The organism is Gimesia chilikensis (assembly GCF_007744075.1).
Lineage (GTDB): Bacteria > Planctomycetota > Planctomycetia > Planctomycetales > Planctomycetaceae > Gimesia > Gimesia chilikensis_A.
This window is the reverse complement of the sequence record NZ_CP036266.1, coordinates 6,808,899-6,831,936: the sequence shown is the minus strand read 5'-3', so window position 1 is coordinate 6,831,936 and position 23,038 is coordinate 6,808,899. Positions and strand designations below refer to the sequence as shown.

At 50.7% G+C, this 23,038-nt stretch carries 26 protein-coding genes and 1 pseudogene; 21 read left to right on the top strand and 6 right to left on the bottom strand.

Features of this window, described 5'->3' with window-relative positions:
* The first annotated feature begins 517 nt into the window (after nucleotides 1-517).
* Nucleotides 518-832: a hypothetical protein gene (locus HG66A1_RS25830; protein WP_145191041.1), complete on the top strand. Its 315-nt coding sequence runs from the start codon at nucleotides 518-520 to the stop codon at nucleotides 830-832.
* Nucleotides 833-838: 6 nt separating this feature from the next.
* On the opposite strand, the gene HG66A1_RS25825 is transcribed toward HG66A1_RS25830, so the two are convergent.
* Nucleotides 839-1,060, bottom strand: coding sequence for a helix-turn-helix domain-containing protein (locus HG66A1_RS25825; RefSeq protein WP_145191038.1), 222 nt, complete (start codon nucleotides 1,058-1,060; stop codon nucleotides 839-841).
* A 262-nt stretch (nucleotides 1,061-1,322) separates the two neighbouring features.
* On the opposite strand from HG66A1_RS25825, the gene HG66A1_RS25820 reads away from it, so the two are divergent.
* From HG66A1_RS25820 to HG66A1_RS25755, 15 genes are all read left to right on the top strand, one after another.
* Complete coding sequence (locus tag HG66A1_RS25820) at nucleotides 1,323-2,066, top strand: GYF domain-containing protein (RefSeq protein ID WP_145191035.1); 744 nt, start codon at nucleotides 1,323-1,325, stop codon at nucleotides 2,064-2,066.
* 61 nt (nucleotides 2,067-2,127) lie between these two features.
* Nucleotides 2,128-2,670 (top strand): hypothetical protein, encoded by a 543-nt coding sequence (locus HG66A1_RS25815; protein WP_145191032.1) that lies wholly within the window; start codon nucleotides 2,128-2,130, stop codon nucleotides 2,668-2,670.
* Between the two features lie 320 nt (nucleotides 2,671-2,990).
* The gene (locus HG66A1_RS32220) at nucleotides 2,991-3,182 is read left to right on the top strand and encodes a hypothetical protein (RefSeq protein ID WP_197996803.1); all 192 of its coding nucleotides are present in this window, start codon (nucleotides 2,991-2,993) and stop codon (nucleotides 3,180-3,182) included.
* The gene (locus tag HG66A1_RS25810; protein WP_145191029.1) at nucleotides 3,121-3,693 is read left to right on the top strand and encodes a hypothetical protein; all 573 of its coding nucleotides are present in this window, start codon (nucleotides 3,121-3,123) and stop codon (nucleotides 3,691-3,693) included. Before HG66A1_RS32220 ends, HG66A1_RS25810 begins: the two co-directional genes overlap by 62 nt.
* Nucleotide 3,694: 1 nt before the next feature.
* The gene (locus HG66A1_RS25805; protein WP_145191026.1) at nucleotides 3,695-4,072 is read left to right on the top strand and encodes a DUF1257 domain-containing protein; all 378 of its coding nucleotides are present in this window, start codon (nucleotides 3,695-3,697) and stop codon (nucleotides 4,070-4,072) included.
* The gene (locus HG66A1_RS25800) at nucleotides 4,059-4,253 is read left to right on the top strand and encodes a DUF2997 domain-containing protein (protein WP_145191023.1); all 195 of its coding nucleotides are present in this window, start codon (nucleotides 4,059-4,061) and stop codon (nucleotides 4,251-4,253) included. The genes HG66A1_RS25805 and HG66A1_RS25800 overlap by 14 nt, the downstream gene beginning before the upstream one ends.
* Nucleotides 4,254-4,357: 104 nt before the next feature.
* A complete protein-coding gene (locus HG66A1_RS25795) occupies nucleotides 4,358-4,918 on the top strand; it encodes an ATP-dependent endonuclease (protein WP_145191020.1) in 561 nt (186 codons plus the stop codon).
* Between the two features lie 47 nt (nucleotides 4,919-4,965).
* Nucleotides 4,966-6,462: an AAA family ATPase gene (locus HG66A1_RS25790; protein ID WP_145191017.1), complete on the top strand. Its 1,497-nt coding sequence runs from the start codon at nucleotides 4,966-4,968 to the stop codon at nucleotides 6,460-6,462.
* A 25-nt stretch (nucleotides 6,463-6,487) separates the two neighbouring features.
* The gene (locus HG66A1_RS25785; RefSeq protein WP_197996802.1) at nucleotides 6,488-7,432 is read left to right on the top strand and encodes a hypothetical protein; all 945 of its coding nucleotides are present in this window, start codon (nucleotides 6,488-6,490) and stop codon (nucleotides 7,430-7,432) included.
* Nucleotides 7,433-7,441: 9 nt separating this feature from the next.
* A complete protein-coding gene (locus HG66A1_RS25780; protein ID WP_145191010.1) occupies nucleotides 7,442-7,687 on the top strand; it encodes a hypothetical protein in 246 nt (81 codons plus the stop codon).
* Between the two features lie 94 nt (nucleotides 7,688-7,781).
* Nucleotides 7,782-7,997: a hypothetical protein gene (locus tag HG66A1_RS25775; RefSeq protein ID WP_145191007.1), complete on the top strand. Its 216-nt coding sequence runs from the start codon at nucleotides 7,782-7,784 to the stop codon at nucleotides 7,995-7,997.
* Nucleotides 7,998-8,196: 199 nt separating this feature from the next.
* A complete protein-coding gene (locus tag HG66A1_RS25770) occupies nucleotides 8,197-8,421 on the top strand; it encodes a MoaD/ThiS family protein (RefSeq protein WP_145191004.1) in 225 nt (74 codons plus the stop codon).
* A gap of 90 nt (nucleotides 8,422-8,511) precedes the next feature.
* Complete coding sequence (locus tag HG66A1_RS25765; protein WP_145191001.1) at nucleotides 8,512-9,528, top strand: hypothetical protein; 1,017 nt, start codon at nucleotides 8,512-8,514, stop codon at nucleotides 9,526-9,528.
* Nucleotides 9,455-10,108, top strand: coding sequence for a hypothetical protein (locus tag HG66A1_RS25760; protein ID WP_145190998.1), 654 nt, complete (start codon nucleotides 9,455-9,457; stop codon nucleotides 10,106-10,108). The genes HG66A1_RS25765 and HG66A1_RS25760 overlap by 74 nt, the downstream gene beginning before the upstream one ends.
* On the top strand, nucleotides 10,105-10,770 hold the full coding sequence (locus tag HG66A1_RS25755; RefSeq protein ID WP_145190996.1) for a ThiF family adenylyltransferase: 666 nt from the start codon (nucleotides 10,105-10,107) through the stop codon (nucleotides 10,768-10,770). Before HG66A1_RS25760 ends, HG66A1_RS25755 begins: the two co-directional genes overlap by 4 nt.
* A 27-nt stretch (nucleotides 10,771-10,797) precedes the next feature.
* On the opposite strand, the gene HG66A1_RS32215 is transcribed toward HG66A1_RS25755, so the two are convergent.
* On the bottom strand, nucleotides 10,798-11,613 hold the full coding sequence (locus HG66A1_RS32215) for a tyrosine-type recombinase/integrase (RefSeq protein WP_197996801.1): 816 nt from the start codon (nucleotides 11,611-11,613) through the stop codon (nucleotides 10,798-10,800).
* 747 nt (nucleotides 11,614-12,360) lie between these two features.
* On the opposite strand from HG66A1_RS32215, the gene HG66A1_RS25745 reads away from it, so the two are divergent.
* The 5 genes and pseudogenes from HG66A1_RS25745 to HG66A1_RS32570 all read left to right on the top strand — a co-directional run.
* Nucleotides 12,361-13,710 carry a hypothetical protein gene (locus HG66A1_RS25745; protein WP_145190989.1) on the top strand — a complete coding sequence of 450 codons (1,350 nt, stop codon included), beginning with the start codon at nucleotides 12,361-12,363 and terminating at the stop codon, nucleotides 13,708-13,710.
* A 609-nt stretch (nucleotides 13,711-14,319) separates the two neighbouring features.
* Complete coding sequence (locus tag HG66A1_RS25740; RefSeq protein ID WP_145190986.1) at nucleotides 14,320-14,577, top strand: hypothetical protein; 258 nt, start codon at nucleotides 14,320-14,322, stop codon at nucleotides 14,575-14,577.
* A gap of 215 nt (nucleotides 14,578-14,792) precedes the next feature.
* Nucleotides 14,793-16,004: a recombinase family protein gene (locus HG66A1_RS25735; RefSeq protein WP_145190983.1), complete on the top strand. Its 1,212-nt coding sequence runs from the start codon at nucleotides 14,793-14,795 to the stop codon at nucleotides 16,002-16,004.
* An 84-nt stretch (nucleotides 16,005-16,088) separates the two neighbouring features.
* Nucleotides 16,089-17,153, top strand: a complete 1,065-nt coding sequence (locus HG66A1_RS25730; protein ID WP_145190981.1) for a hypothetical protein — start codon at nucleotides 16,089-16,091, stop codon at nucleotides 17,151-17,153.
* 734 nt (nucleotides 17,154-17,887) lie between these two features.
* Nucleotides 17,888-18,844: pseudogene (locus HG66A1_RS32570) on the top strand (IS1380 family transposase); the annotation flags it as partial.
* A gap of 1,618 nt (nucleotides 18,845-20,462) precedes the next feature.
* Here HG66A1_RS32570 and HG66A1_RS25715 read toward each other — a convergent pair.
* From HG66A1_RS25715 to HG66A1_RS25700, 4 genes are all read right to left on the bottom strand, one after another.
* A complete protein-coding gene (locus HG66A1_RS25715; protein WP_145190973.1) occupies nucleotides 20,463-20,624 on the bottom strand; it encodes a transposase in 162 nt (53 codons plus the stop codon).
* Nucleotides 20,625-20,645: 21 nt separating this feature from the next.
* Nucleotides 20,646-21,008, bottom strand: coding sequence for a transposase (locus tag HG66A1_RS32915; RefSeq protein ID WP_228030881.1), 363 nt, complete (start codon nucleotides 21,006-21,008; stop codon nucleotides 20,646-20,648).
* Nucleotides 20,899-21,258 (bottom strand): IS5 family transposase, encoded by a 360-nt coding sequence (locus tag HG66A1_RS25705; protein ID WP_145190968.1) that lies wholly within the window; start codon nucleotides 21,256-21,258, stop codon nucleotides 20,899-20,901. Before HG66A1_RS25705 ends, HG66A1_RS32915 begins: the two co-directional genes overlap by 110 nt.
* A 190-nt stretch (nucleotides 21,259-21,448) precedes the next feature.
* Complete coding sequence (locus HG66A1_RS25700; RefSeq protein WP_194242514.1) at nucleotides 21,449-22,942, bottom strand: cation:proton antiporter; 1,494 nt, start codon at nucleotides 22,940-22,942, stop codon at nucleotides 21,449-21,451.
* Nucleotides 22,943-23,038 lie beyond the last annotated feature (96 nt).

Here is a 23,038-nt window from a genome sequence, read left to right as displayed (position 1 = left end):
TCGCAGTTTAAGGCAGCGAATAAGTCTTATTCGGTTTTGCTGGGGCACTACTGATTGCACTCAGAACAGTCGCTCTCAACTCCCCGGCCGGTGTCAGTGAATCAAAACTCAAATTTCAGTCGGGATTGCCCCAGATTATAAAATATAAGAGCTCTGAGGCCGCGCAAAAGTGCCAGTAATACGTGTTTCAACCAGTTGGACTACGGTAATCCGCTAGTCCTGGGCTATCGCATTCAACCCTAACCGCGTTTTACTTCAGAACAAGTCAATTTGTCGGCTTTGCCCCCTCTAATCACACAATTACACCTAAATTTTGGCCCAAAACGTGGCATGATACATAGGGGAGATATTATCTATTGGGTAAGCGTTCAAACCCTGTATTTTCACTATTGATGTTGAAAAATAGCGTTCATAGAAAATGGTATCGCGAGCCGCCCATGACTCCCCAATTCGGTATGCTTTTTCAACCCATCCCCATCAACTTGAAATCAAAATAGAATTCAACGAAAGGAGATCTATGCTACAGAAACAAGAAATTATGTTAATCAGAGCGGCCCTGCGGTTCTGGTACGAAGAAATGGATCTCGAAGATCCAGAAATGTTGGCTATCTATTCTGGCGTCCCAAGGATCATCCCGAAATGGAGAAAAGCAGACATCCAAGAACTTCGCCAGCAGTTGCTGGTAGCACGGCTACGCTATGCTGTGTGCCGTTCTGATGCGACCAGTGTAAAAATTCTCCGTTTGTTTAACACTCCGGAGGCTGCCAGCCAGGCGATGGCAGACGCTTCTGACCGTCTGGGAGTCGTCATGCTTACTGATCCAGCAGCCTGAGTTCTCTCAAACCCCATCCATCAACTCGGCCAGACTGATCTCGAGTGTTTCTGCGATCCGTTCAATATTTCGCAGGGACAGATTCCGTTCCCCCCGTTCGATCCCGCCGACATAGGTCCGGTCCAGCTCACATGCGTAGGCAAAATTCTCCTGCGAGTAACCTTGCTCTTTGCGCAGTTCCCGGACCCGCTGTCCAAATCTCGTCAGTATATCTACTCGTTTTGCCATGCGAGTATTTAATACTTGACAACGACGATAAAACCACGGACTATAAGTATCATTCAGTCGCTGTAAATTAGTCCAACAGGTCAACGCGTATCGCCGGGTAACGGGCAGACAGCTGTTGTGACATTCTCTCATTGTTTCGGCTGCAAAAGGCCAGATTCGGCTGCTAATCAGTCTTTGGAATCAGAGGGAATACAGCAGAAGAAGCAGTACCCCAACAGCGTAAAAACAAAAATATTTCAGCTAGATAAGATTGGTAGATTTTATGCACGAAGAAAATAACAAAACAACTGAAAGTCCCCCGAGCCAGTGGTGGCTGGCGAAGAATGGTATGGCGGAAGGCCCGCTGTCTCACCAGCAAATCAGAGATGCCTTGCAGTCAAGCAAAATCAGTTCGGCTGATTTTGCCTACTCATCAGATTCGAAGGAATGGAAGCCACTGTCTGCCTGGAGTGATTTCGTCTCTGGATCTGAAGAAGCCACTCTGCAATCTCCTCCGGCTCCCCCAGTGGAAAGCTGTCCCATTGAGCCCTTGATCACGAATCCCAGACTGCCCGCCATGGCAAACTGGATCTGTATCTACACGCTTCAGATCTCCCCTTGGCTCTGGTGCTTTTATGTCGTCTCACAAATGACTTACGGCACTGTTTTAGACGAAAAAGATCCTCTGATGGGGCTTGAGGCTTTTGCGATGTTTGTCAGCATGCTTGTTTCATTGGGGGTGACGATTTCATTGTTCATAGGTGGGGCTCGACTTAGAGCGTTAAGCCGTTCAGGCCCGAATATCATTATCCTCAGTATCGTGATCGCAACAGCGGTCCACCTACTGTTGTCTCTCTGGGGGATTGGGATTATTGCGATGGCTGACCAGAGCAACTTTGCCTCAAAAACCGTGGCAGTCGAGTTAATTAACTATTTTGAAGTGATCGTCGAATTGTGCGAATGGGCGTTTCTACTCACGACACTTTTCTGGCTGCGACGTAACGCCCAATTTCTGCCCCTGTCCTGAAGCCCCAGCATAAATAGGAAATATTGATTGGTTAACCTTAACAGCAAGGAGAACGCCCCACGTGACAGAATATCCAGTCCCCGAAAACCGGAAAGCCACAGAGTGGCGGTTTGATGATCAGGGCCTGCTTGCAGGCCCTTACTCTTATAATGAACTCTGGGATTATGTCGAGCTGGACTACATCCAGCCGGAAACAGAGGTCATTCATGAGGATGGCCGGAAATATCAGGCATACGAGATCGGATTATTTCCCGACTTTGTTCCTGAAAAAACAGACCCTGCCGACGAACGCAGCACTATTCCCCCTTTGCCTGGCTGGAACTTTCTGGCGGGAGTGGCATTCTTATCATGGATTACAGTCAATGCACTATCATTGGTACCATATGGTCACAGGTTCTACATTATTAGGCCTTATTCGATGATCATCGGTGGCTTCGCCGTGGTTTTAATCGGCTGTTATACGTTGCTGACCGGGACAGCACATGATTCCAGAGGTAACCCGCATCATAGCCCAGTGGAAAACAGAATTGCAGGTCTGTTTGTGATCGTTCTTGGAGCTGTATTTCTTTTCTGGGGATTTCAAGTGCTTCTCTTCAGCAAATAGTTGCCCAGAACAGCTTTCAATTCATCTCCTCAGAACTGTGAGAGCATCGTCGACCTTAATTCTGGCGAAAAACGCGTCATAATATTTGAAGAAAAAGAAAAGAAGCCAGGAGAAATGACAAGCTGGAAAAATTAGATATCAGGCGCGTCCCATCATCTAAATTTTGGCCTAAAACGTGGCATGATACATGAGGGAAACGCTTACCTATCATTGATCGCAGTCGATCTTCTTTCAAACTCGTCATCAGTAAAAACGCCCCGCATTGCACATAAATGCGGGGCATTTTGTTTTTACGCATCCTCAATAGAAAGGAGCCTTGCTTGGAATACATGGTTTTAACGTTCGTCTCTGTCGCTCTATTGCTGACTGTCGTCGCTTTCATCAAGGAACGGCGGTTACGACTGGCGCTGCAGGGAATTCTCAAACACCTGATTCAACGCTGGAGGGCACATGGAAAAACCGACTCTGCCAATCATACTGACACTGATCCTGCTGACCGCAGCCGGTTGTAGTTCCGACGAAAACAGCCGCGTGGCCGAACTGGCCACACAGCAATTGGAACGCCAGGCTGAGCAAAACCAGCGGATGGCGGAACTTCAGCAGGAAGTCGCCTCTGGTTCACGGGAACTGGTGGAAGCGGATGCCAGGTCCCGGCAGGAGATGGTCACTCTGCAGCACGAAATGCAGACCGAACGAAACGAAATCGGACACCAGCGGGACCAGTTGGAGGCGGAACGTCGCGAAATCGCTGACACCCGTAATCGTGATCCGATTATTGCCGCTGCAATTACCAGGGTGGCCATGGTGGTCGTCAGCCTGCTGCCCCTGTTGATCTGCTGGTTGCTGCTCAGTCAGAAAATCGAACCCGCAGACGATCAACAAATGACGGAACTGCTGCTGGAAGACCTAATCTCATCCGAACCGCGGCTGATGCCACCTGCAAACACAGATCCAGACCAACCACGGCTGACGGATTTCCCGCAGAAGCCCGATTCCACTCATCCTACAGAAAGGAACACATGATATGTCACATATTGTCACGATCCAGACCGAGGTCCGCGATGCTGAAGCCCTGGGACTGGCCTGCCGTCGTCTCGAACTGGGAGAGCCCGTTCATGAAACCGTCCCGCTGTTTAGTGGGGAAGCTACTGGTTACGCGGTCCGTCTCCCCGACTGGCGGTATCCCGTCGTCTTCGACGTAGAACAGAGGCAGGTCCGTTACGACAACTTTGAAGGCCGTTGGGGTGAGCCGACTCATCTCAATCGGCTGCTTCAATCCTATAGCGTGGAAAAATGTCGTCTGGAAGCCAGGCGTAAGGGACATTCCGTCCTGGAAAACCGACTCAGCGACGGTTCCATCAAACTCACTATTCAGATCGGAGAGGGCCATGCAAACCATTGAAATCATTATCTCTACCGACGGTCAGTCCCGGATCGAAACACGCGGCTTTACCGGCTCTCGCTGCCGAGACGCCAGCCGGTTTCTGGAATCAGCCCTGGGAACAGTTTCTTCGGAACAGCTGACCGCCGAATACCATCAGACGGTTCAACAGCAACCTAATGAATTAAGAGAGGAGAATTAGTTTTCACTTCACAACACATACAGGAATTACCTGAGCGGATTCTGCAAGATCCCCAGACCGTACGTGTCCTGGTGGTCGTCGAAGGGACGCATGATATCGAATTCTTGACACGCATCTCGACGCTGCTCCATGCTGAGCAACCTGCACTCCCTGATTTGGCTGCCATGGAAGGCAACAGGCAACTCATCTTTTTCCCGATCGGTGGCCATCCCCGGGCCTGGATCAAGCGACTGGCACCGCTTCAGCTTGCAGAATTTCATATCTATGACGCGGAGAGGCCCCCTGAGTCGGAACAGCGGGAAATGCTGATTGCTCAGATCAACCGCCGACCTCGCTGTCGTGCCGTGCTGACTCAGAAACGGAGCCTGGAAAACTACCTGCATCCCCGTGCCATAGAGGCCGTGGCCGACATCACTCCCACATTCGGAGACCAAGATTGCGTGGCGTCGGAGGTGGCACAGAAAGTATTCGACAGCCGGCATAATGACTATTGCTGGGAACTGCTCGATCATCGACCGCGGGTCAAGCTTAGGAATCGGGCCAAGCACTGGCTAAACACCAGCGCGGTCGAACAGATGACAGTTCCCCTATTGCAGGAACGTGATCCAGACGGGGAAATCATCTCCTGGCTGGAGACGATTGCACAGCTGGCTGAGACCGCTTAAGCACACCTCACACATTCTTAATTATTCAAACAAACAAGGGAACACTTATGTTATTAAACGAACGACTGGCGGAGAACGTACGCGCCTGCTTTACCGGCATCTGGATTCAGAGCCATGAACATGACGAGGCACTGCTAGAGATCACCCGGCTCTGCCACAGTGAAGACTGGGGCCTGCTCTCCTGGGACATCGACCGGGGGCTGCAGGGAACAGAGGTCGTTGGAGAAAGCGACACGTCGTATCCCGATCCCCTGGCAGCCATCCACAGTCTGAACAGCCAGACCGAGCCAGATCGCCCCACACTGCTCGTCCTCAAGAATTTCCATCGGTTCATCAATTCCCCGGAAATCATCCAGGCATTGACGCAACAAATCAGTCTGGGCAAGCAGACCCGGACCTTCGTGATCGTCCTGTCCAGCCTGGTCCAGATTCCCACTGAGCTGGAAAAACTGTTCGTCTGCCTGGAACACGATCTCCCTGACCGGAGCCAGCTGGAAGAGATCGCTCGCAGCATTGCCACAGAAGCCGGCGAATTGCCTGAGGGACCGGAACTGGAATGTGTCCTGGACGCCGCCTGCGGCCTGACTCGCTACGAGGCAGAGGGAGCCTTCAGCCTCTCCCTGGTACGGCACGGACGCATTGATGTCTCGGTCGTGCTGGAGCTAAAGGCTCAGACGCTGCTGAAAAGCGGACTGTTAACGCTTCATCGCGGTTCTGAGTCATTTGATGACCTGGGCGGCCTGGAATCGCTCAAGGCCTTTTGCCGACGTGCGCTGCGTCCCAGGACTCAGGAATCGTCTCATGTGCGTCCACGAGGTGTGCTGCTGCTGGGCGTCCCCGGTACCGGTAAAAGTGCCTTCGCTAAAGCCCTGGGAAGGGAGACCGGGCGGGCCACACTGACTCTTGACGTTGGAGCACTGATGGGTTCACTCGTAGGCCAGACGGAAGAGCGAACACGGCGAGCCCTCCGGATCGTGGATGCGATGCAGCCGGCCGTTCTGTTTATCGACGAAGTTGAAAAAGGCCTGAGTGGGGCATCCTCGTCCGGACAGTCCGACAGCGGTGTCTCCACGCGTATGCTGGGATCGCTGCTCAGTTGGCTCAACGATCATACTTCAGATGTATTTGTGGTCTGCACCGCCAACGACATCTCAAAACTTCCTCCGGAACTGATCCGGGCCGAACGTTTTGACGGCCTCTTCTTTCTGGATCTGCCGGGGGATGGTCAGAAGCAGGCGATCTGGAACATCTACCGGGAACAGTATGGGCTTACCGAGGACCAGAAGCAGCCCGAAGACCGGCACTGGACCGGTTCCGAAATCCGGGCCTGCTGTCGTCTTGCGGCCCTGCTGGATGTCCCGTTAACCAAGGCTGCTGAGAACGTGGTCCCCGTGGCTGTCACAGCCGCGGAATCGGTGGCCCGTCTCAGACGTTGGGCCAGCAACCGTTGCCTGTCTGCAGAGCAGCCGGGCGTCTTTGTCCACGGAGAGCGATCGGAAGGCCGAGCGGAACGAAAACTCTCCCGCGATCCCCGCAGAAACTAAACCTGACTCTAATCAAGGAGAAACGATGACTATGGCTACGATTGAAGAAGAAGTTGAGACCCGCCACGATCCGATCAATCGTCTCAGGGCAACAATGTGTGCCACGCGGGTCAGTTTTGAATGGTTTGGGACCCGGAAGTCCCTCACTCGCGACCAGAAAGCCCAGGCCGCCGAATCGTTTGGTGCGGAAGGGGCGTTCCTGAGTGCCGGCAAGAAACTGCTGGATACGGGTCATCCCCGTTTTCGGGCCGTAAGTGCCGTTCGTAACCAGGTACGGAAATACTGGACCTCGGTCAGTCTGCCTTTTCCGGAATCAGGCATCCGCTTATTGCGACAGGATGCACTGAACGCTTTCCAGGAGCAGATGCATCGGTTTACGGAAGAACTGGCCGAGGCGGTCGCGGAACTGGATGAACAATACCTGTCCATGAAATCAGCGGCTCGGGAGCGACTGGGAAGTCTGTTCAATGACGACGATTATCCCGCAACGCTGGTGGGGCTGTTTGAAGTGGCCTGGGAATTCCCCAGTATCGAACCACCGAATTATCTCAGGCAACTCAACCCTGAACTCTACGAACAGGAGTGCCAGCGCGTACAATCGCGATTCGAAGAGGCGGTCCGGCTGGCGGAAGATGCCTTTCTGGATGAGTTGTCCAAGCTGGTGTCTCATCTCACGGATCGCCTGAGCGGACACGCCGACGGCCGTCCTAAGGTCTTCCGGGATTCGGCCATTGGAAACCTGCACGAATTCTTTGAACGTTTCCGGTCATTGAATGTGCGATCCAACGAACAACTGGATGCGCTCGTCTCCCAGTGTCAAAACATTGTGGAAGGGATGCAGCCCCAGGAACTGAGAAAGCGGAACGCCCTCCGGCAGCAGGTCGCATCCGATCTGTCTAGCGTCCAGGCTGCCCTGGATGGTCTGCTGGTTGACCGGCCGCGGCGTCAGATCATACGGACTCCGAAGTGAGGAGGTCACATGCAACTCATCATCACTGCTGAAGGGCAAGTCCGCTGTATTTACGCGGAAGCCATCGACCTAGCTGCCCTCGGTCCACTGCACATCTCACGCGGCTCGTTTGTGGAACCGAATGCGGCTGGTCAGTGGATCGTCGATCTCTCCGCCGTCCAGGGACCTCGACTGGGGCCGTTCGCACAACGGAGTGCGGCTCTGCAGTCAGAAGTTGACTGGCTGGAGCAGCACTGGCTCACTCCCAACTCTTGAACATGTAACTTCCCCGCACAGTGCCCCGGTCATGCAGAATTGTCTCTGCAGAGCCGGGGCTTTTTTATTAAACCCTCGTTTTAGGAGACATTAGATGAAACAGACAGACTTGAATCGGGCCGTTGCCCTGGCTACCGGTGAGACAATTTCCACTGTCAAACGCCTGGGCTTTTTATTGTCGGAGCCCCAGGAAACCGTTGATCCGAATTCGGAGATGTCGGGCCCGCTGGTCATCGACTGGGACGAACTGGACAACCACAGGCTGAGCCCACAGACGGAAGGATTAAATCATGTACCGTCGTGGGTGTGATCTCGAGACCATTCGCTGCTTCAGCCAGGCAGCAGGTCCCTTCCAATCAAATCGACTGCAGATGCTCCACAGTGGACGGCAACGGGGACGCCGTTCCATAAAAAGTCGGCGCAGAAAACGACGTCGCAAACGAAAGCTTCTTGGTTAAAGTAACACTTCTTTTTATTAGCTCTCCAAATCAATTCCAGAAAGGAATTCTATGAAAGTTTTATTGATTAACAACGATGGTGGTGGATTCGCGGACTACATCGAAGTCGCCACGGGGACCACGGTCGCTCAACTGTTCGAACAGCGCATGGCGAATGCGAACGCTTCGAACTATTTGATCCGAGTCAATCGCCAGCCCTGCCCTCCCGATCAGAGGTTACAGGACGGGGATCGGATTTCCATAACTCCGACGAAGATTGAGGGGGCGAAAATATAACCGTTCCAGTCGTGAAATATTCGGTCATTGACAGGCTGCCGGGATCAAAGTCCCGGCAGCCTGTTTTCTATTAGTGGGAGTAAACGAACTATGAAACAGAGCCTCAAAAAGGTCTGGCGGATGGCCAGTCTCGTTGAGCAACAACTCAGCTCACTGGGAAGTGAGACAAACACTAGGCTACCGGAAGTGGCCTGGTTAAACTGCCTGCGGTTGGTCCGCATGCGACAGCAGGCCCAGCAAAGAGGCTGGTTTCATGTGGCCACCAAGGTAGAACGGGAACTGACCACAGAGGTGTTTCAGCTGACGCGGCAACTAGTGGCGTTGCAGAAGGAACTGGAGTCAGCCATTGCTGAAAAGCCCTTACCTGCGGTACACACCATCTACGAAGACCTGCTGGCCCTGGACGAAGAGTTTGGTGAATATTCCATCGACCTCAAGAACAAGACGATTTCGGTGGTGACAGAGCCAATTGTGCTGGAAGGTGTCTCTCTGGGAGCGTTTGAGATTCGTCTGGAACTGGCAGACCAGAACTCAGACTCACCCTTTCACTATCAAGTGTTTGCTCAAGATCCGCAGCCGCCGATCACCGATGATGCGGTCACGCATCCGCACGTGCAGTCTGACAACGTCTGTGAAGGGGACGCCCGTGTGCCCATCAGACGTGCTCTGGAACAGGGACGGCTGCTGGATTTTTTCATGCTGGTGTCGCGTCTGTTACGCACTTACAACCCGGATAGTCCTTACGTCGCCCTCAGCGATTGGCACAGTGCAGAATGCAGTGAATGTGCGGACGTTGTAACAACCGAAGAACAAACCCACTGTAGCAACTGCGAAAACCGCTTGTGCCGGCAATGTGCCAATGGCTGTGCCGACTGTAGCTCCTCACTTTGCCACGACTGCTCGACCCGCTGTGAAATCTGCCGAGATGACTGTTGCGAATCCTGCCTGAAAGAGTGTGGACTCTGTGGTTCCAGCTGTTGCTCAAATTGCCTCGATAATGAAGAAAGGTGCCCCATCTGTGAAACACAGGAAGATGAAGAAACGTACGAACCGGACCAGGATATCACGTCGCCGGAGACGGTCACCCCTGCCGGCACTCCGCTTTAGTCCGACCGCCTGGGCCAAATTGCTGTTTTTGCGTGATTATGGGAACACGGAAGTCGGCGGCTTTGGAATCACTGCCTCGACGGATCTGCTACTTGTCCAGGACCTGCAACTGGTGAAACAGACCTGCTCTCTGGTCCATGTTACCTTCGACGACGAATCAGTCGCGAATTTCTTTGACGATCAGGTCGATGCCGGCCTCCGTCCTGAGCAGTTTGGCCGGATCTGGATACACACCCATCCGGGAGAGTGTCCGGAACCCAGTCCAACTGATGAAGAAACTTTCGAGCGCGTCTTCGGTCGATCCGACTGGGCCGTGATGTTCATCCTGGCCCGGCAGGGAAGGTCTTATGCCCGCCTGCGCATGAATACCGGCCCCGCGTTTGAATGTGAAATTCCTGTCCGGCTGGATTATTCAGAGCCTTTTCCAGGCTGTAATCCCGAATGCTGGGAACAAGAATATTTAACGAACGTGCATCCCGAGCAATGCCAACCCGGCAGGCCCTTATCGTCGTTCTCCGGTTTTGACTGGGATGCGGACTGGTTTTTCGATGAACCTGATTTGGAAGGAGACTTGAAGTGACAAATACAACGGTAAATCGTTTTCAGAGACAGAGTGACCTGGTTCCCCCAGAGAGACTTTCTCAGGTTTCGGCGACTGTGATCGGTGTGGGAGCAATCGGCCGACAGGTAGCACTGCAACTAACGGCGATCGGGGTTCCACGGCTTCAGTTGATCGATTTTGATCAGGTCGAGTTGACCAATATCACGACTCAAGGGTACCAGGTGGCAGATCTGGGCAAGTACAAGACGACTGCGACGCGAGAGGCTGCTGAAAGTCTGGCTCCTGAAATCAGTATCACGGAGCTACAGGACCGTTTTCGTCCGCGGCACAATACGGGCAGCGTAATCTTCTGCTGTGTGGATTCCATTTCCGCACGGGAAGCAATCTGGCGTGCCATATCAGCGAAATGTGAGTTCTTTGTTGATGGTCGGATGCTGGGAGAATTGATCCGGGTGTTGGCGATCTCCCCTCCAGAGATGCGGGACGATTATGAATCCACGCTGTTTGATCAGTCGGAGGCTCACACCGGTGCCTGTACTGCCCAGAGTACGATCTACACGGCCAATATTGCGGCAGGACTAATGCTGCACCAGTTCAGCCGCTTCCTGCGTTGCCTGCCGGTTGACAGGGATCTGAGCCTGAACCTGCTGGCGAGCGAACTGGTTCTCGCTCCTGAGTGAACTCCACTCTCTACCGGTCAAGTGACTTTAAGCTGCTGAAACCAGCTCATTACTGCGCCTGGTGAAAACTTCGATCAAGGGCAGGAACTGTCTTTGAGCGGCTTCCAGATAATGTTCCCGTAACTGGTCCAGGTGGGTGTAAGTGCTGATTGCAGACTTGCTGACGGCATGGCCCATCAAGTATTTACGGTAGTATTCTGGCATCCCGGCGTTCATCATAGCTGTGCTGAACAGATGGCGAAAATCTTTAAGCGTCGCCTCGGCTGGCCAGGATAACTGGTCAGCCAGGCGATGAAATTCGTTTTCAATATGATCGTATTTCAGTCCACCCGCTTCCTGGAGTAGCTGATCTCGAATCTGTATCCCCTGCTCTGCACTAAGATTCGTGCTTTTTCTACAACGACGGGTATACTCCTTGGTGATCTCATCCAGGGAATAACTCACCAAAGGTGATTTTTCAATTCCTTCCCACACGCTACGGCGGTGAAGTAACAGCCCTGCTTCCGTGTGGCGGGGTTGCTTCTCAAATAATATCCGAATAGGCTCCAGCAAAGGTAACCGCTTATCCCGCCTCCCCTTGGTCCTGTAACTGATCTGGGGCAGGCAGACCACTTTCAACCAGCCATCTGAGGTCAGGTTATCCCGGAAAAGAAAACAGGGTTCGGAAGCCCTCAGGCCATAAAATATCAACAGGGCGAACAGTTGAAGCTGATAGCTGTCACATGTTTTCAGAAATTCCACTGCCATGGGGACTGTGATGTCGGGCTCACCAAACAAGTCCGGTGCGACTGACTCAGTTTGTCTGAACTTTCCCTGGAAAGGATTTCGGAATCCTGAAGGCATTAAGTTTCCACGATCAGGGTCCGCCGCCCAGATATACATTCCCCGGACAACATCGAGAACATAATCAGAAGAAACCATGGTATGTTTCTCTGTATTAGGGTGCCCGTTTGAAGAAATCTGCAGGTTTTTCAGATGCGATTGAAACTGTAAGACTAATTCTCGATTGACGTTAGTGGCTGATGGACATGTCGTTGATATCAGTGGTTGATCCACAAAACAGCGATAATGTTCTAATGCTGACGCGTATCTTCTGACCGTTTTGGGATCGATTTCACCGGCATCGGCTCGACGTTGTAAGTGACTTTGATAAAGCTCCAGTAGATTCTGGTGCTTCAGTTTACCACGCCCTAAACCGGATGAGCGAAAGTGTTTGAGTCGTTCCTCAATTTCCCGGGCACGAAAGATTGCGGTCACCAGGTCACCGTCGACCCGTTCTGTGAGGTTCTTTTTCGCAGCTGGGTCCCAGAACTGAAGCCGAAAGTAGTCGTTTTGTCTGTAGATACGTACTTTTTGAGGCGGTTCTATCCCGTCCGGGAATTTCTCGATACGAATCCAGCGATGTTTTTCACGATATTGGTTCCAACAATTTTTTGATTTATGATAAAATGCTTTTTTGTTCATTACGCACCTCGCACAAAAGGGTTCAGTTTCCCTTTAGGCATGTGCGCAATGGGCATTCTTTATCACACAAGTGTTTAAATAATCTCTATTTATGTTTATCAAGCATAAATGAAACAGGTACTGCAAATGTCGCGTATTCAAAAAATGGAAATCTCCAAAAATCATAGGACGTTTACTTTTGAATTATGCCATCGCGAACTTAATTTTGGGGGCGCCAGGCAAGGTGAATATTACTGGATGGACGGTCGCAAGTTTCGAAGTGGATCAGGCGGTTCCAATTTTCGATCATGTATCGATTTCTGGTGGGGTTGTGCTGAAGAAGCAAACGAGGCAGACGACATTTATAATCACGAGAATCTTGTTCTTGCTGAGATCTATTCACTGATCAATACATCAAGAGCAATGCAGAATGTATTTCTCGATGCTCATCTTCACAAATCAGTTAATCAGCAACATAAATCTGATTCGCCTCTACCACATGGTTCACAAAAATCTGGTGAGAGAGAACACAGACTCCCTGAAGAAGAATACTTGCGACTCCGACAAATTATTGAGTCACGCAATGTGCTTGAGGTTCAGAATGAACTGAAGCAGCTATTTCTTGGCGATCAACCTGAAGAAAATGATGGTCCTCATTTTGCTGAGATATTTGAGAGTTGGATAAAAGAACCTTTGAATGAATTTCGAATCGGCGGCCGACAAGTGCTACAAGAATACATACAGTGCGAGTTGAGCCAGAAAATTTCAAAACATCGAAAACGAGGGAGCAATGCAGAGTCTCGATTATTTCTCAATATGTTTTCTTATGAATGCAAAGCAGCTTTCTATCGATGTTATGCGAGTGCTTGGGCTTTTATTTTACCTAGCTTAGAAAAGGAACTGGGCTTAAACAAACTGTCGACTCGATTCATGCGAATGTGGCACCATCAGAATCAGCCCGGGTTGATTGAGGGAAAAATATCTCAAATATTCTGGGGCCAAGTGCTCTCTCTGCATCCATTATCAGCCTTTGTCCTGAATGATCCGGCAGCATTGTCCGTGATTGGTAATTGGGTCGGGCATCCCGAACATCAACACCTGAGTGAGCTTAATCAAGTAGCAAATTCCAAAGAATACTGGGAAGTTGTATTAATAATATTGATTGCTGCAAATGAATACAAACAGTCACACCAAAAGTGGGATGAATCTCGAGGTAAAAATGAACTAGTAGATACTCCCAAAGTTAAACAAAACGCGAGTATTACGAGTGACTTATCAGTGGCAGAGAGTGTTGAAGACTATCTTGCTAGACGAAGTATTTTTTGTAAAGAGTGTGCCGGTCTTCTGGAGTATCATGATCCTTTATCTACTGGTAATCAAGGTACAGTTCATCTTCGCTGCCGAAGTTGTGGGCAGAAAACAAGTATGAAAATCGATCCTGTAGACTTTAAAAATTATTTAGTTGATTCATCTGACGTAGAGAATTACAAGGACTGAAGACGATTTAACGATCGAAGTGGTGGATGGAGCAACGAAAACCTGACAAAGTTACTTTCGGCGGCCACTGCCTTTCCTTTCTATCCAGAAACTGTCCGTGACAACATCACACCTCGAGATGTAGAGAGCTTCCAAAAGTCCGGACAAGAAATGAATGCCAATAAAAGAATACATTGTCCAGGCAGTCCTGGTGTCACTGTAAAGTTCGGATGATTCCTGAAAATCACGAACGGAACTGAGTTCACCTATCCAGGCAGGTTTCCGGCTCCCTATCTCCAGCTTTAAGCCTTTTAGCTTATTGTAACTTCTCGGCTTCCCCTGCTGCCATCGAACTCAACATCACTTTCTGGTGACCTTATGGCAACGCTGATTGAGTCTGTCTGCTCGTCTGGGCTCTCCTCTCTTACTCGCTTATGTGTTTACCGTTTCAACTCTAAAGATGAAGTGAGACAGCTTCTACAGACATGCTGAACAGAGGGAACAGGAGAATTCTCATCGCTGGCGTTGTCCCAGAATGTGATTGGGGCATCAGGGGGGAGGCAGCTATAAAACTTCAGAACAATAAAAAAAGTGACAAAATCACAGGTCTCATTTCAAAAGGAGGTGCCAATGGCTGAACGTGAGAGAGTGAATAAGAAAATGCAACCCAGCCGCAAGGGATGTGGCCATGAGTTTACAGGGGCAGACTCTAGGGAGCGATTGAATCAAATTTCTCATCTGGTAGCTGAGGGCGACTTCAGTCCTCTCAGTGAACTTCCCCCGAAACAACTTCAAATCGTCATTCAGTTAATTCGTGAGAAACGACGCAAAAAAATGCTGCAGTTGATCGCAAAAGTAATCTTCGAAGATTTGAAGAACAGACGGTAACCAGTTTTATTTTAGGAACTTAAGGGGTTTTCTGCCTGTCAGGTTCAAACTGAAATTACTTTGAAGAAAAAATGCTGCGCACATGCCTATTAGGCGTCTGACGTGGTTCAGATCAGTGCCTTCAGAGGGACTGTTCTCAACTTACGGTATTTGTTTCGAAGACGACATCATAGAAATCAAATACCAAAATCCCCAATCGATTCTGGAGGATTTTCATGTTAAAAACTAAGTTTGGTTTGAACCCAAACCCTCATGTAGTCATTTATGCTCGAATGTCGAGTAGCAAGCAAAACCCAAGAAGTCCGGAACAACAGATCACTACGATTAAGGACACACTAAAACGTTTGGGGCTGAACTGGCAGGTAGTCGCCGTGTATCGGGACGATGCCATCTCGGGTCGTTACTTTCGTAAGCGACCAGGATTTCAAAAGATGCTTCGGGAGCTAAAGTCAGGCGTTCTACGGGCTGATTATGTTCTTGTTGACACCTTCGAACGACTGTCTCGCTCTGAAAACAACGCTGAGATTCGTCGTATGTTGCTCAAGGCAGGAACGCTTGTCTTAACAGCAGATAGTCAATTTGCAGATCCGAATAGCGTGTCAGGTCGGGCATTGTCATTCATGGAGGCTTATCGTGCGTCTGAAGAATGTCGAACTAAAGCACATAATGTCTTACGCGGTAAAAAAGACGCCATTCGAGAAGGGAAATGGCCCGGTAGTTCTCCACCATTCGGATTCTATCTGAAGAATGTCATGGTGATCCGACATGGTGATGAAGAATTGGATCACCGGATTCTGGTACCGATCCCGGAGTTGAAGTGGATTGTCGAGTTTATTTTTACCTTATCTGCACAGGAAAACTTTGGTCCCGTCCGCATCTGTAAAAAACTCAATAGCCATCCGGATATTCCGAGTCATCTGAAACCTTTCACGGAAGCCACAGTCGCCAGCATACTTCGCAATGAACTGTATTATGGTGAAATGGTCTGGGGTAAAAACTGTACAGGGATTGAGGATGACGTAAGAGTCAAGCAGAGCATTCCAGAGGAAGAATGGGTAGTAAACTCGGAGTTCTGCGAACCCATCATTTCGAAAGAATTATGGCAGCAATCGATGCAGATGATTGAGTCACGTCGCCGAAGAGTGACAGCCCCTGATCCGGATGCCGATCATTCTGGGCTCCGCCCCCGCGGAGTGGCGCTGAAGTACCCGCTATCTGGACTGGTCGTCTGCTCTTCCTGCGGACGAGCCATGGTTTCATCGGCCAGTTCTGCTTATACGACCAAAGCCGGTGAGGTTCGAAATTATGCTTCCTACGGTTGTCCAGGTTATCGTTCTGGAGCCTGCGACAACGATCGTCGGGTTCCTGAATCCTGGCTGAGGGAAACCGTAATTCAACTCGTGAAGGACAGGCTGTTCCCTCAATAAAACCTGCAGTTATTTTTTCTTGAAATGGGGGGACGGTAAATCACCGTCACCCCCTCTAAAATCGAAAGTGAAAGGATTCGACTGATGAATCATAAATCAAAATTAATTGAATCAACTGAATTTAACGAGTTAGCGAAATTAATTCAAAAGCAGTTCGAAGAGGACTGCCCTGAGTTATCGTTGAAAATCAGTACCCTGCAGTCTGAGTTGAAGCAGCTTGAACGACTGCGACAAGGATGGCAACGTTCTCTGGGAAATCCCGATCTGGCCCCCGAAACCCGATCTGCATTGGAGCAGGATATCGCCGATGCGGTTAAACAGGGATACGAGATCGAGAACAGGATTTCTGAACTGGAATCAGCAAGTTCGAAAACTCGGGAAGCATTAGATCCAGTAGCGATAGCAGAGAGGCTGGATAGTCTCGCTAAATTGTTGGAAGGCGATCATGCATCAGCGATGAACGTCGCTTTATCGCAACACATTGAAGGGATCTACTGTAATGATGCCGGTAAAGTTGTTGTTCGCATGTGCCGGCTTGGTGCGCTGGCAAATCCGGAAGAGATGCTTCACCTTCTCGCTAGACCAGATGTTGACGTTTCTGACAGTCAGGATACTGGAACTGAGTCAATCAGGAATAAGGGACGACGGCGTACCAGGCGTAATCTGGGCGATCATTTTGAAGACGACGATGTCGCGGACTTCGTGAACGACTTTGCCGTCGACCGCCACCGTTATTCACAACTGGGAGACGAATGGTTTACAGAAGACGTCTTTCACATACCGGATCGACCTCCCTGCTGGTCAGCCGCACATGCACGTGAAGTCGCGGAATACAGGCTGGATAATGAAGCTTCCATGGAAGAAACTGTGGATCATTTCAAGAAGACAATGCCTACGATTCGTAAAGCATTGAAGTATGCGAAAGAGCATCATGGTATTGATGCATTAGGTAAAGCTATCAGCCAGCCTTCCCGTCGGTATTGGGCAAAAGACCATGCACTACAGGTGGCACAGTTCTTCAGGCGTCCAGGGGCCAGTGTGAAGAAAGCGGAGGCTGTTTTCGGTAAGTCACAACCAACACTGGCAAAAGCCAAACGCCTGGCAGTTGAAATCGAGAAAGCAAAGGAAACCGCTTCAAGTCCTGACTAATTTTACTGCCCTGTGCTTTGGTGACCTTCGACAAGATGATTCCTGTGTGACCAGCTGATGGTATTATTGACTGTCAGCTGGTCGCCCTACCGGCGTCAGAGAGGCCTGCTGCATCAGTGGGCTCCCCCCAGATGGCTACGTTAAAGGTTGAGTCTGGTTCGGTCAGAGTGAAGGAAATCCGCAGGCCTGACGGCAGTCTACGACGAAATTGGATTCACGGATTCATTATCCCTCGATCAAGTTCCCGATGGAGAACACCGCATGTTAATTGAAAAGGATGTGATGATGTTTGTTGAAGAGTTGTACCGCCCAGTCAAGAAAGATAAATCTACTCGATCAGACAAATAGTATGAGCCGGGATCGTCTTGACGGACTGATCCCGGCTCATGCATTTTTTTTATCTATCGCAAACCGTAATGCGGAGAAAGCAAGCTTGGATTTTTAAGGCATCACTCCGATGTCCGACATGAATCGCGTACGGTTTCTGGTGAGGCCACTCCAGATCGGAAGCCGTACTCGATTCGGTGCATCGTCGGTCCAGTTATTGCCTGTTCGGTTGCATCCCCTGAGCCGAACTCTGCTTCACTGGACAAAATCATGGTACCAAACCAAATTTTAAAATTACAACTAGAATTTGTCAGAGGTGGCTATGCCGGACCGAGTTTAGTATCTTCAATATTTTGTCTACAGCTCTTCTGGTAGCGTAGATCAGGTTTTGAACTCAATCTTTACTACGCTGGATCGATAACGTCCACCGGCGGCAACCGCTCAAAGAACTCCTACTGGATCTGGACAGCTCGGTCAGTGAGACCTACGGCCGGCAACAGGGCGCGGCCTACAACGGCCACCTTGCATGCTTCTGTTACCATCCGCTGTTACTCTTCAACCAGCATAGTGATCTGGAAAACGCCCTGCTGCGGCGTGGCAACAAGGTCAGCGCGAAATACTGGCGGAAGGTGCTACTGCCGGTTTTCGAACGGTATCGACATTTGGACATTCCGAAGTTCTTCCGTGGCGATGCGGCGTTCGCCATTCCAGCGCTGTATCGTGTGCTGGAGAAAGCAGGCTATCGTTACGCCATTCGCCTCAAAGCCAACGCCGTATGGGAGCGGGAAATCTCGCATTTGCTCACCCGCCCGGTCGGACGGCCTTCACACAAGCCCAAGGTCTGTTATCACAGCTTCCAATATCAACCGAAATCATAGCAGCGAGCGCGTCGCGTAGTGGCCAAGATCGAGTGGCATGCAGGCGAGCTGTTCCCGTGTGTTGGATTCATCGTGACCAACTTGAACCAGCACTCGAAGAACGTTGTGAAGTTCTACAACGGTCGGGGCACCGCCGAGCAGTGGATCAAGGAAGGCAAGAACGCCGTCAAATGGACCAATCTCTCCTGCCGAACGTTCAAAGACAACCAAGCTCGGTTGCAACTGTTCGCCTTAGCTTATAACCTCGGCAACTTCCTGCGGCAACTGGCGTTGCCCAAGCCTATACAGAACTGGTCGCTGACGACGCTGCAGGAGAAGCTGGTCAAGGTTGGGGCCAAGGTAACCCAGCATGCCAAGTACGTATTCTTTCAACTGGCCGAAGTGGTTGTGCCACGGAGATTGTTCGCCGCAATTCTTTATCGGATTGCACGAGCGGCAATTCCGCCGCCGGTCACGCATAACGTGAAGCGGAAGCGTATAAAATAGCGGATAACGGAGGTCCTCACAGAGAAAGTCTGCGCAGAAACCGTGTTGAATACTGAAAAATGATTCGCTCGGCAGCGATTCCCAGATCTCAACAACAGAGGGATAACAAAAGTGGCGAAAAATCACTTCATTTAGACATGGGAAACCGCAGTAGTTACAATCAAAGACAATCCATGCCTGGAGTGGTTTCAGGCTGATCCATATGGGAAATCTCGTATTGATGGGGTGGAATGATGGTGTCTCAGAAGAAAAGGAGCAAATGGCATCTCCTGGCGATAACCATGATCATGGTTATCCTGGTACTGATTATCTGGAGGCACAATACGCGCACCTTGACGATTACATTCTTAAAGGGTGGTAAACCAATTACAGATTTAACCATGGAAGTTGTAATTGCGAACGCTCATGAATTGATGCGTGATGATACTCCTGAATTGATGGGAAAAACCTTCTAGACCAACCAACTCGGGCAAATCATTCTTCCCTGGCCTTCCGTCGATGACGATGCGCTTGTGCGTCTTTACTATGATGGAAAACGCAGGCACAATATCTCGCTTCCCATTCCACAAGCGAGATGGATCAGTTTCGATTTCAGTCCAAACTACGAATCTGATATGAAGCTCACAACTAAAAGACCAGGTTTTTTCCCGGGTGTGGTCCGAACCGTTGTTCAAGCTAAGATCCCCGACAGCGAGCTCCCGTAGATGACAGAAGCATTATCAGGTGAGTCGCCACAAAAGTAATCTGTGGCTGTAAGGTGGAAATGAAAAAGGGGCTGACGACCTGTTGAGGATTGCGGGCCCCTGTTTTTATCGGGTCTATTTGATATTAAGATTCGTGACGATGCATCGGGATTCCTTTTTATATTTGGAAAACTCCAAACTACAGAAATGGTAAGGTCACCCACTCCACTCTTGGACGCTAAAAACAAGGATTAGTATGAGTCGGACTGCATTCCCGAACAAAGTATTAGGTAGCACGGCGTCGCAAATCCTGAAATCAGAATAACATACGACTCAAAAAAGTAACGGAAAGCCCTCTCGCATCCCCCCTTGTAGAGGGTCATATACAGGGTGGGATACGAGAATACTTTCTGATGTGGTTGGGACTGCTGGTATCTTTGTCTCGACAGACTCATCAACCCGCGAGCACTATAACAACACCATGTTGTCCCAGGCGGAAGCCCAGGCCGGTTCCCTGCACTTCCCGCAGCACCATCTATTCCGCTGTCATCGCTGCGGGGCTAATTACTGGAAACACGTACAAAAGGACTCAGGCAAAATCAGCTTTGGGACGAGGTTCAGAGCAGGGGATCACAAGAACGAAGATCCGGAAGCGAGTGCAACGTCGTTTGCAGATCTTCAAGAGCGCATCACATTTAACTCTAGCGAGAATGCGGTAAGTCAGGTAGACTGGTGAAGTCTCATTTCATGGAACATTTCACATGTTGATTTATTTCAAAGAACGCCTCCTCGAAGTTCTGAAAGCATAGGCAGTCGGTTTAATGACACGGGAGATTGTGTTGCAATTTCAATGCAGCAAATCGTGGTTTAGAGTGGGCAAACAAGAATTTCGAGAGCAGGGAAAGACCAGCCCTACCACTAGATAGTACGGACATTCAAATGATATCGGTAACGAGTGCTTCCAGCCAGATGAAGCCGGCGAAGTCGGTGGCTTTTTTCTCGTAACGAGTCGCCACACGTCGGCAGCGTTTGATTCTGCCAAAGAACTGTTCAGTCTGGTTGCGATGTTTGTAGATCATCCAGTCAAATCGCTTCATGACCTTTCTACTTGGATTCGGTTAGATGCAAACTTTTGCTTTCAACCGCCTGCCATGCTGGCGAATCGAATCGGAGTCATAAGCGGTATCTGCCACGATGACGCCTACCTCTCCTGGCTTAATATTCTCAAGAAGTCGTTCGCCTTGTGGAGCATCACCTCGTTGCCCGGCAGTGAGCAGAAAATGAACTAATTTCCCACACTCACCAGTGACGGCGTGGATTTTTGTTGTCAATCCTCCGCGACTTCGGCCGAGACAGCGTCGTTCGTCGGCATCACTTTTTTTCAGTGGGTTCCCGGCGGCCAGTCGAAGCGGTCTGGTGTGCCTTGATGATCGACGAATCGAGATGAACTTCTGCGGGTTCCTGTTCCAGTTCTTCCTCACCAAGGGCTCGAAAGACCTGCTCCCAAGCTCCCTTCGCACACCAGCGATCAAACCGTTTCCAGACAGTATTCGGTTTGCCATACCGCCCGGGGAGATCTTCCCACGGAATTCCGGTCTTCAGAGCAAACAGAACTGCGTTAACAAAGAGCCGGTTATCCACCGCAGTGCGTCCCGGATCGCTCGCCTTGCCTGGCAAATATTCCTGAATCGCTTCCCACTGAGTAGCAGTAAGCTCATGACGCCTGACCATCGGTTCTCATCCTTGAGAAAACATAATCCTCACTAAACAGTACGGAAAATGCAAGATTGAATGTCCGTACCACCTAAGGCTCGTTTTGGGGAAATACATTCCATTCAGCGACTCGATCCGGCACCATTCTGAGGCCAATTTAATAGCCACGAGTTGGGATAGTTCAACCGTCGAAACCACAGCGACTTTTTCAGGGACGACGAAATAGTGACCACTTTAAGGAGATCGGTGTAATTAAGGTCGTAACGATAACCATCACGACCAGGGCGGAAAAGACTGAGCCGCTGACGACTCCCAAGCCCTTGCCAATGCTGGCGAAGATTAGCCCCACTTCGCCGCGCGGGATCATTCCCAGGCCGATCGACCAGCGGTCGCTGCTACGGCCGGCAGGCAAGCCGCAAACCAGCTTGCCGACAATCGCGGCGAAGCTGAACGCCAACGCCAGCCAAAGGGTCGTGGGATCAAGAAACGATAGTAGGTTGACTTGCATGCCCATCAGCACGAAAAAGACTGGCGCGAAGATTCTTTCCAGAGGAGCGATCAGACTTTCCATCGTCGCGTGCCCGGAAACTTTCTTGAAATGCTCTTCGCTTAGGATCAAGCCCGCCGCGAACGCGCCGACGATCGGCGCCAATTCGATGGCACTGGCAGCCCACGCCAGCAGGAATGCCAGGGCCAAGGGAAACAGCAGTTTAACGTGGTGTTTTTCCAGCATCGCAAAAAACGGGATGAGCCAGCCGACGATCCTTCCACCAAACAAGAGTACTGATCCAAGAAACAGAATAGACAATAGCGAGATGCGGCTGATTTCCAGCGCGTCAATCTGTCCCGTCGAGGCGATGCCGACGACCACCGCCAGGATGATCAGTCCCAGCACGTCGTCAATCACTGCCGCTCCAAGAATGATTTTGGCTTCGCGTGTTTGCAATCTGCCCAGATCGCGAAACACGCGGGCTGTAATGCCGACACTAGTTGCGCAAAGCGTGGCCGAGAGAAAGATGTGGACCATCGATCCGGCGTCGGGCAAGAGCCACATGCCCATCAATAGTCCCAACACGAATGGTGAGACAACGCCGACGCTGGCGACCATCAATGCCCGCCAGCCAACCTTCAGCATCTCGTTGATTTTCGATTCCAAGCCGACCGTGAACAGCAGCAGGATCACGCCCAATTCGGAAAACAGCCACAGCGCGAAGGCCATAGCGACATAACGAGGTCCTTCCGGGCCAGTCATGATGTCGACCAGTCGACGCGCGCTGCCGCCCTCTGCCAATTGTGGCTCGGAGAAAATCTTGCTGGCGGCATCCGCCACGGAACTACCTGTCAACCAGACTTCGTTGAACAAGGGCAGGACCTCGCCCAAATGCATCACCATGATGAACAAGGGCAGCCCCAGCCAGAAGCCGACGTTTCCCACGACGACACCAATCAGCAGCTCGCCCAGCACGGCCGATTGCCGGAGTGATTCGGCCAGCCAGCGCCCCAGCATTGCTATGCCAACAATGACCGCCAGCTCAAGCAGGATCGGTGAAATCGACGTTTCGTGTGCCGACTCGTCATGCTCGGATTTGCGAGCGTCAGGCGTCGATTTGCTCTCATCCTGCTCGCTGCTTATCTGATCGGAACCTGTCGTCTGTTCCTGATTGATGAACACAAAGATTCCAGGGACGGTCAAGCCAATCATGGTTAAAGTCAGTAGTCGGTGATAACAAGTACGACAATGGTCCATTCGGCGTGCCTTTACCAATATGACGCTTGATATCATCGGCTACGTTGAGTC

Coding starts and splice junctions, on each gene's coding strand:
- HG66A1_RS25810 (WP_145191029.1), top strand. CDS start 3,121: ATGGAAAAACCGACTCTGCCAATCATACTGACACTGATCCTGCTGACC.
- HG66A1_RS25730 (WP_145190981.1), top strand. CDS start 16,089: ATGAATCATAAATCAAAATTAATTGAATCAACTGAATTTAACGAGTTA.
- HG66A1_RS25765 (WP_145191001.1), top strand. CDS start 8,512: ATGAAACAGAGCCTCAAAAAGGTCTGGCGGATGGCCAGTCTCGTTGAG.
- HG66A1_RS25790 (WP_145191017.1), top strand. CDS start 4,966: ATGTTATTAAACGAACGACTGGCGGAGAACGTACGCGCCTGCTTTACC.
- HG66A1_RS25805 (WP_145191026.1), top strand. CDS start 3,695: ATGTCACATATTGTCACGATCCAGACCGAGGTCCGCGATGCTGAAGCC.
- HG66A1_RS25705 (WP_145190968.1), bottom strand. CDS start 21,258: ATGGTCAGGCGTCATGAGCTTACTGCTACTCAGTGGGAAGCGATTCAG.
- HG66A1_RS25735 (WP_145190983.1), top strand. CDS start 14,793: ATGTTAAAAACTAAGTTTGGTTTGAACCCAAACCCTCATGTAGTCATT.
- HG66A1_RS25715 (WP_145190973.1), bottom strand. CDS start 20,624: ATGAAGCGATTTGACTGGATGATCTACAAACATCGCAACCAGACTGAA.
- HG66A1_RS25700 (WP_194242514.1), bottom strand. CDS start 22,942: ATGATTGGCTTGACCGTCCCTGGAATCTTTGTGTTCATCAATCAGGAA.
- HG66A1_RS25780 (WP_145191010.1), top strand. CDS start 7,442: ATGCAACTCATCATCACTGCTGAAGGGCAAGTCCGCTGTATTTACGCG.
- HG66A1_RS25745 (WP_145190989.1), top strand. CDS start 12,361: ATGTCGCGTATTCAAAAAATGGAAATCTCCAAAAATCATAGGACGTTT.
- HG66A1_RS25760 (WP_145190998.1), top strand. CDS start 9,455: ATGAAGAAACGTACGAACCGGACCAGGATATCACGTCGCCGGAGACGG.
- HG66A1_RS25820 (WP_145191035.1), top strand. CDS start 1,323: ATGCACGAAGAAAATAACAAAACAACTGAAAGTCCCCCGAGCCAGTGG.
- HG66A1_RS32215 (WP_197996801.1), bottom strand. CDS start 11,613: ATGCCTTCAGGATTCCGAAATCCTTTCCAGGGAAAGTTCAGACAAACT.
- HG66A1_RS25830 (WP_145191041.1), top strand. CDS start 518: ATGCTACAGAAACAAGAAATTATGTTAATCAGAGCGGCCCTGCGGTTC.
- HG66A1_RS25775 (WP_145191007.1), top strand. CDS start 7,782: ATGAAACAGACAGACTTGAATCGGGCCGTTGCCCTGGCTACCGGTGAG.
- HG66A1_RS25800 (WP_145191023.1), top strand. CDS start 4,059: ATGCAAACCATTGAAATCATTATCTCTACCGACGGTCAGTCCCGGATC.
- HG66A1_RS25740 (WP_145190986.1), top strand. CDS start 14,320: ATGGCTGAACGTGAGAGAGTGAATAAGAAAATGCAACCCAGCCGCAAG.
- HG66A1_RS25825 (WP_145191038.1), bottom strand. CDS start 1,060: ATGGCAAAACGAGTAGATATACTGACGAGATTTGGACAGCGGGTCCGG.
- HG66A1_RS25770 (WP_145191004.1), top strand. CDS start 8,197: ATGAAAGTTTTATTGATTAACAACGATGGTGGTGGATTCGCGGACTAC.
- HG66A1_RS25785 (WP_197996802.1), top strand. CDS start 6,488: ATGACTATGGCTACGATTGAAGAAGAAGTTGAGACCCGCCACGATCCG.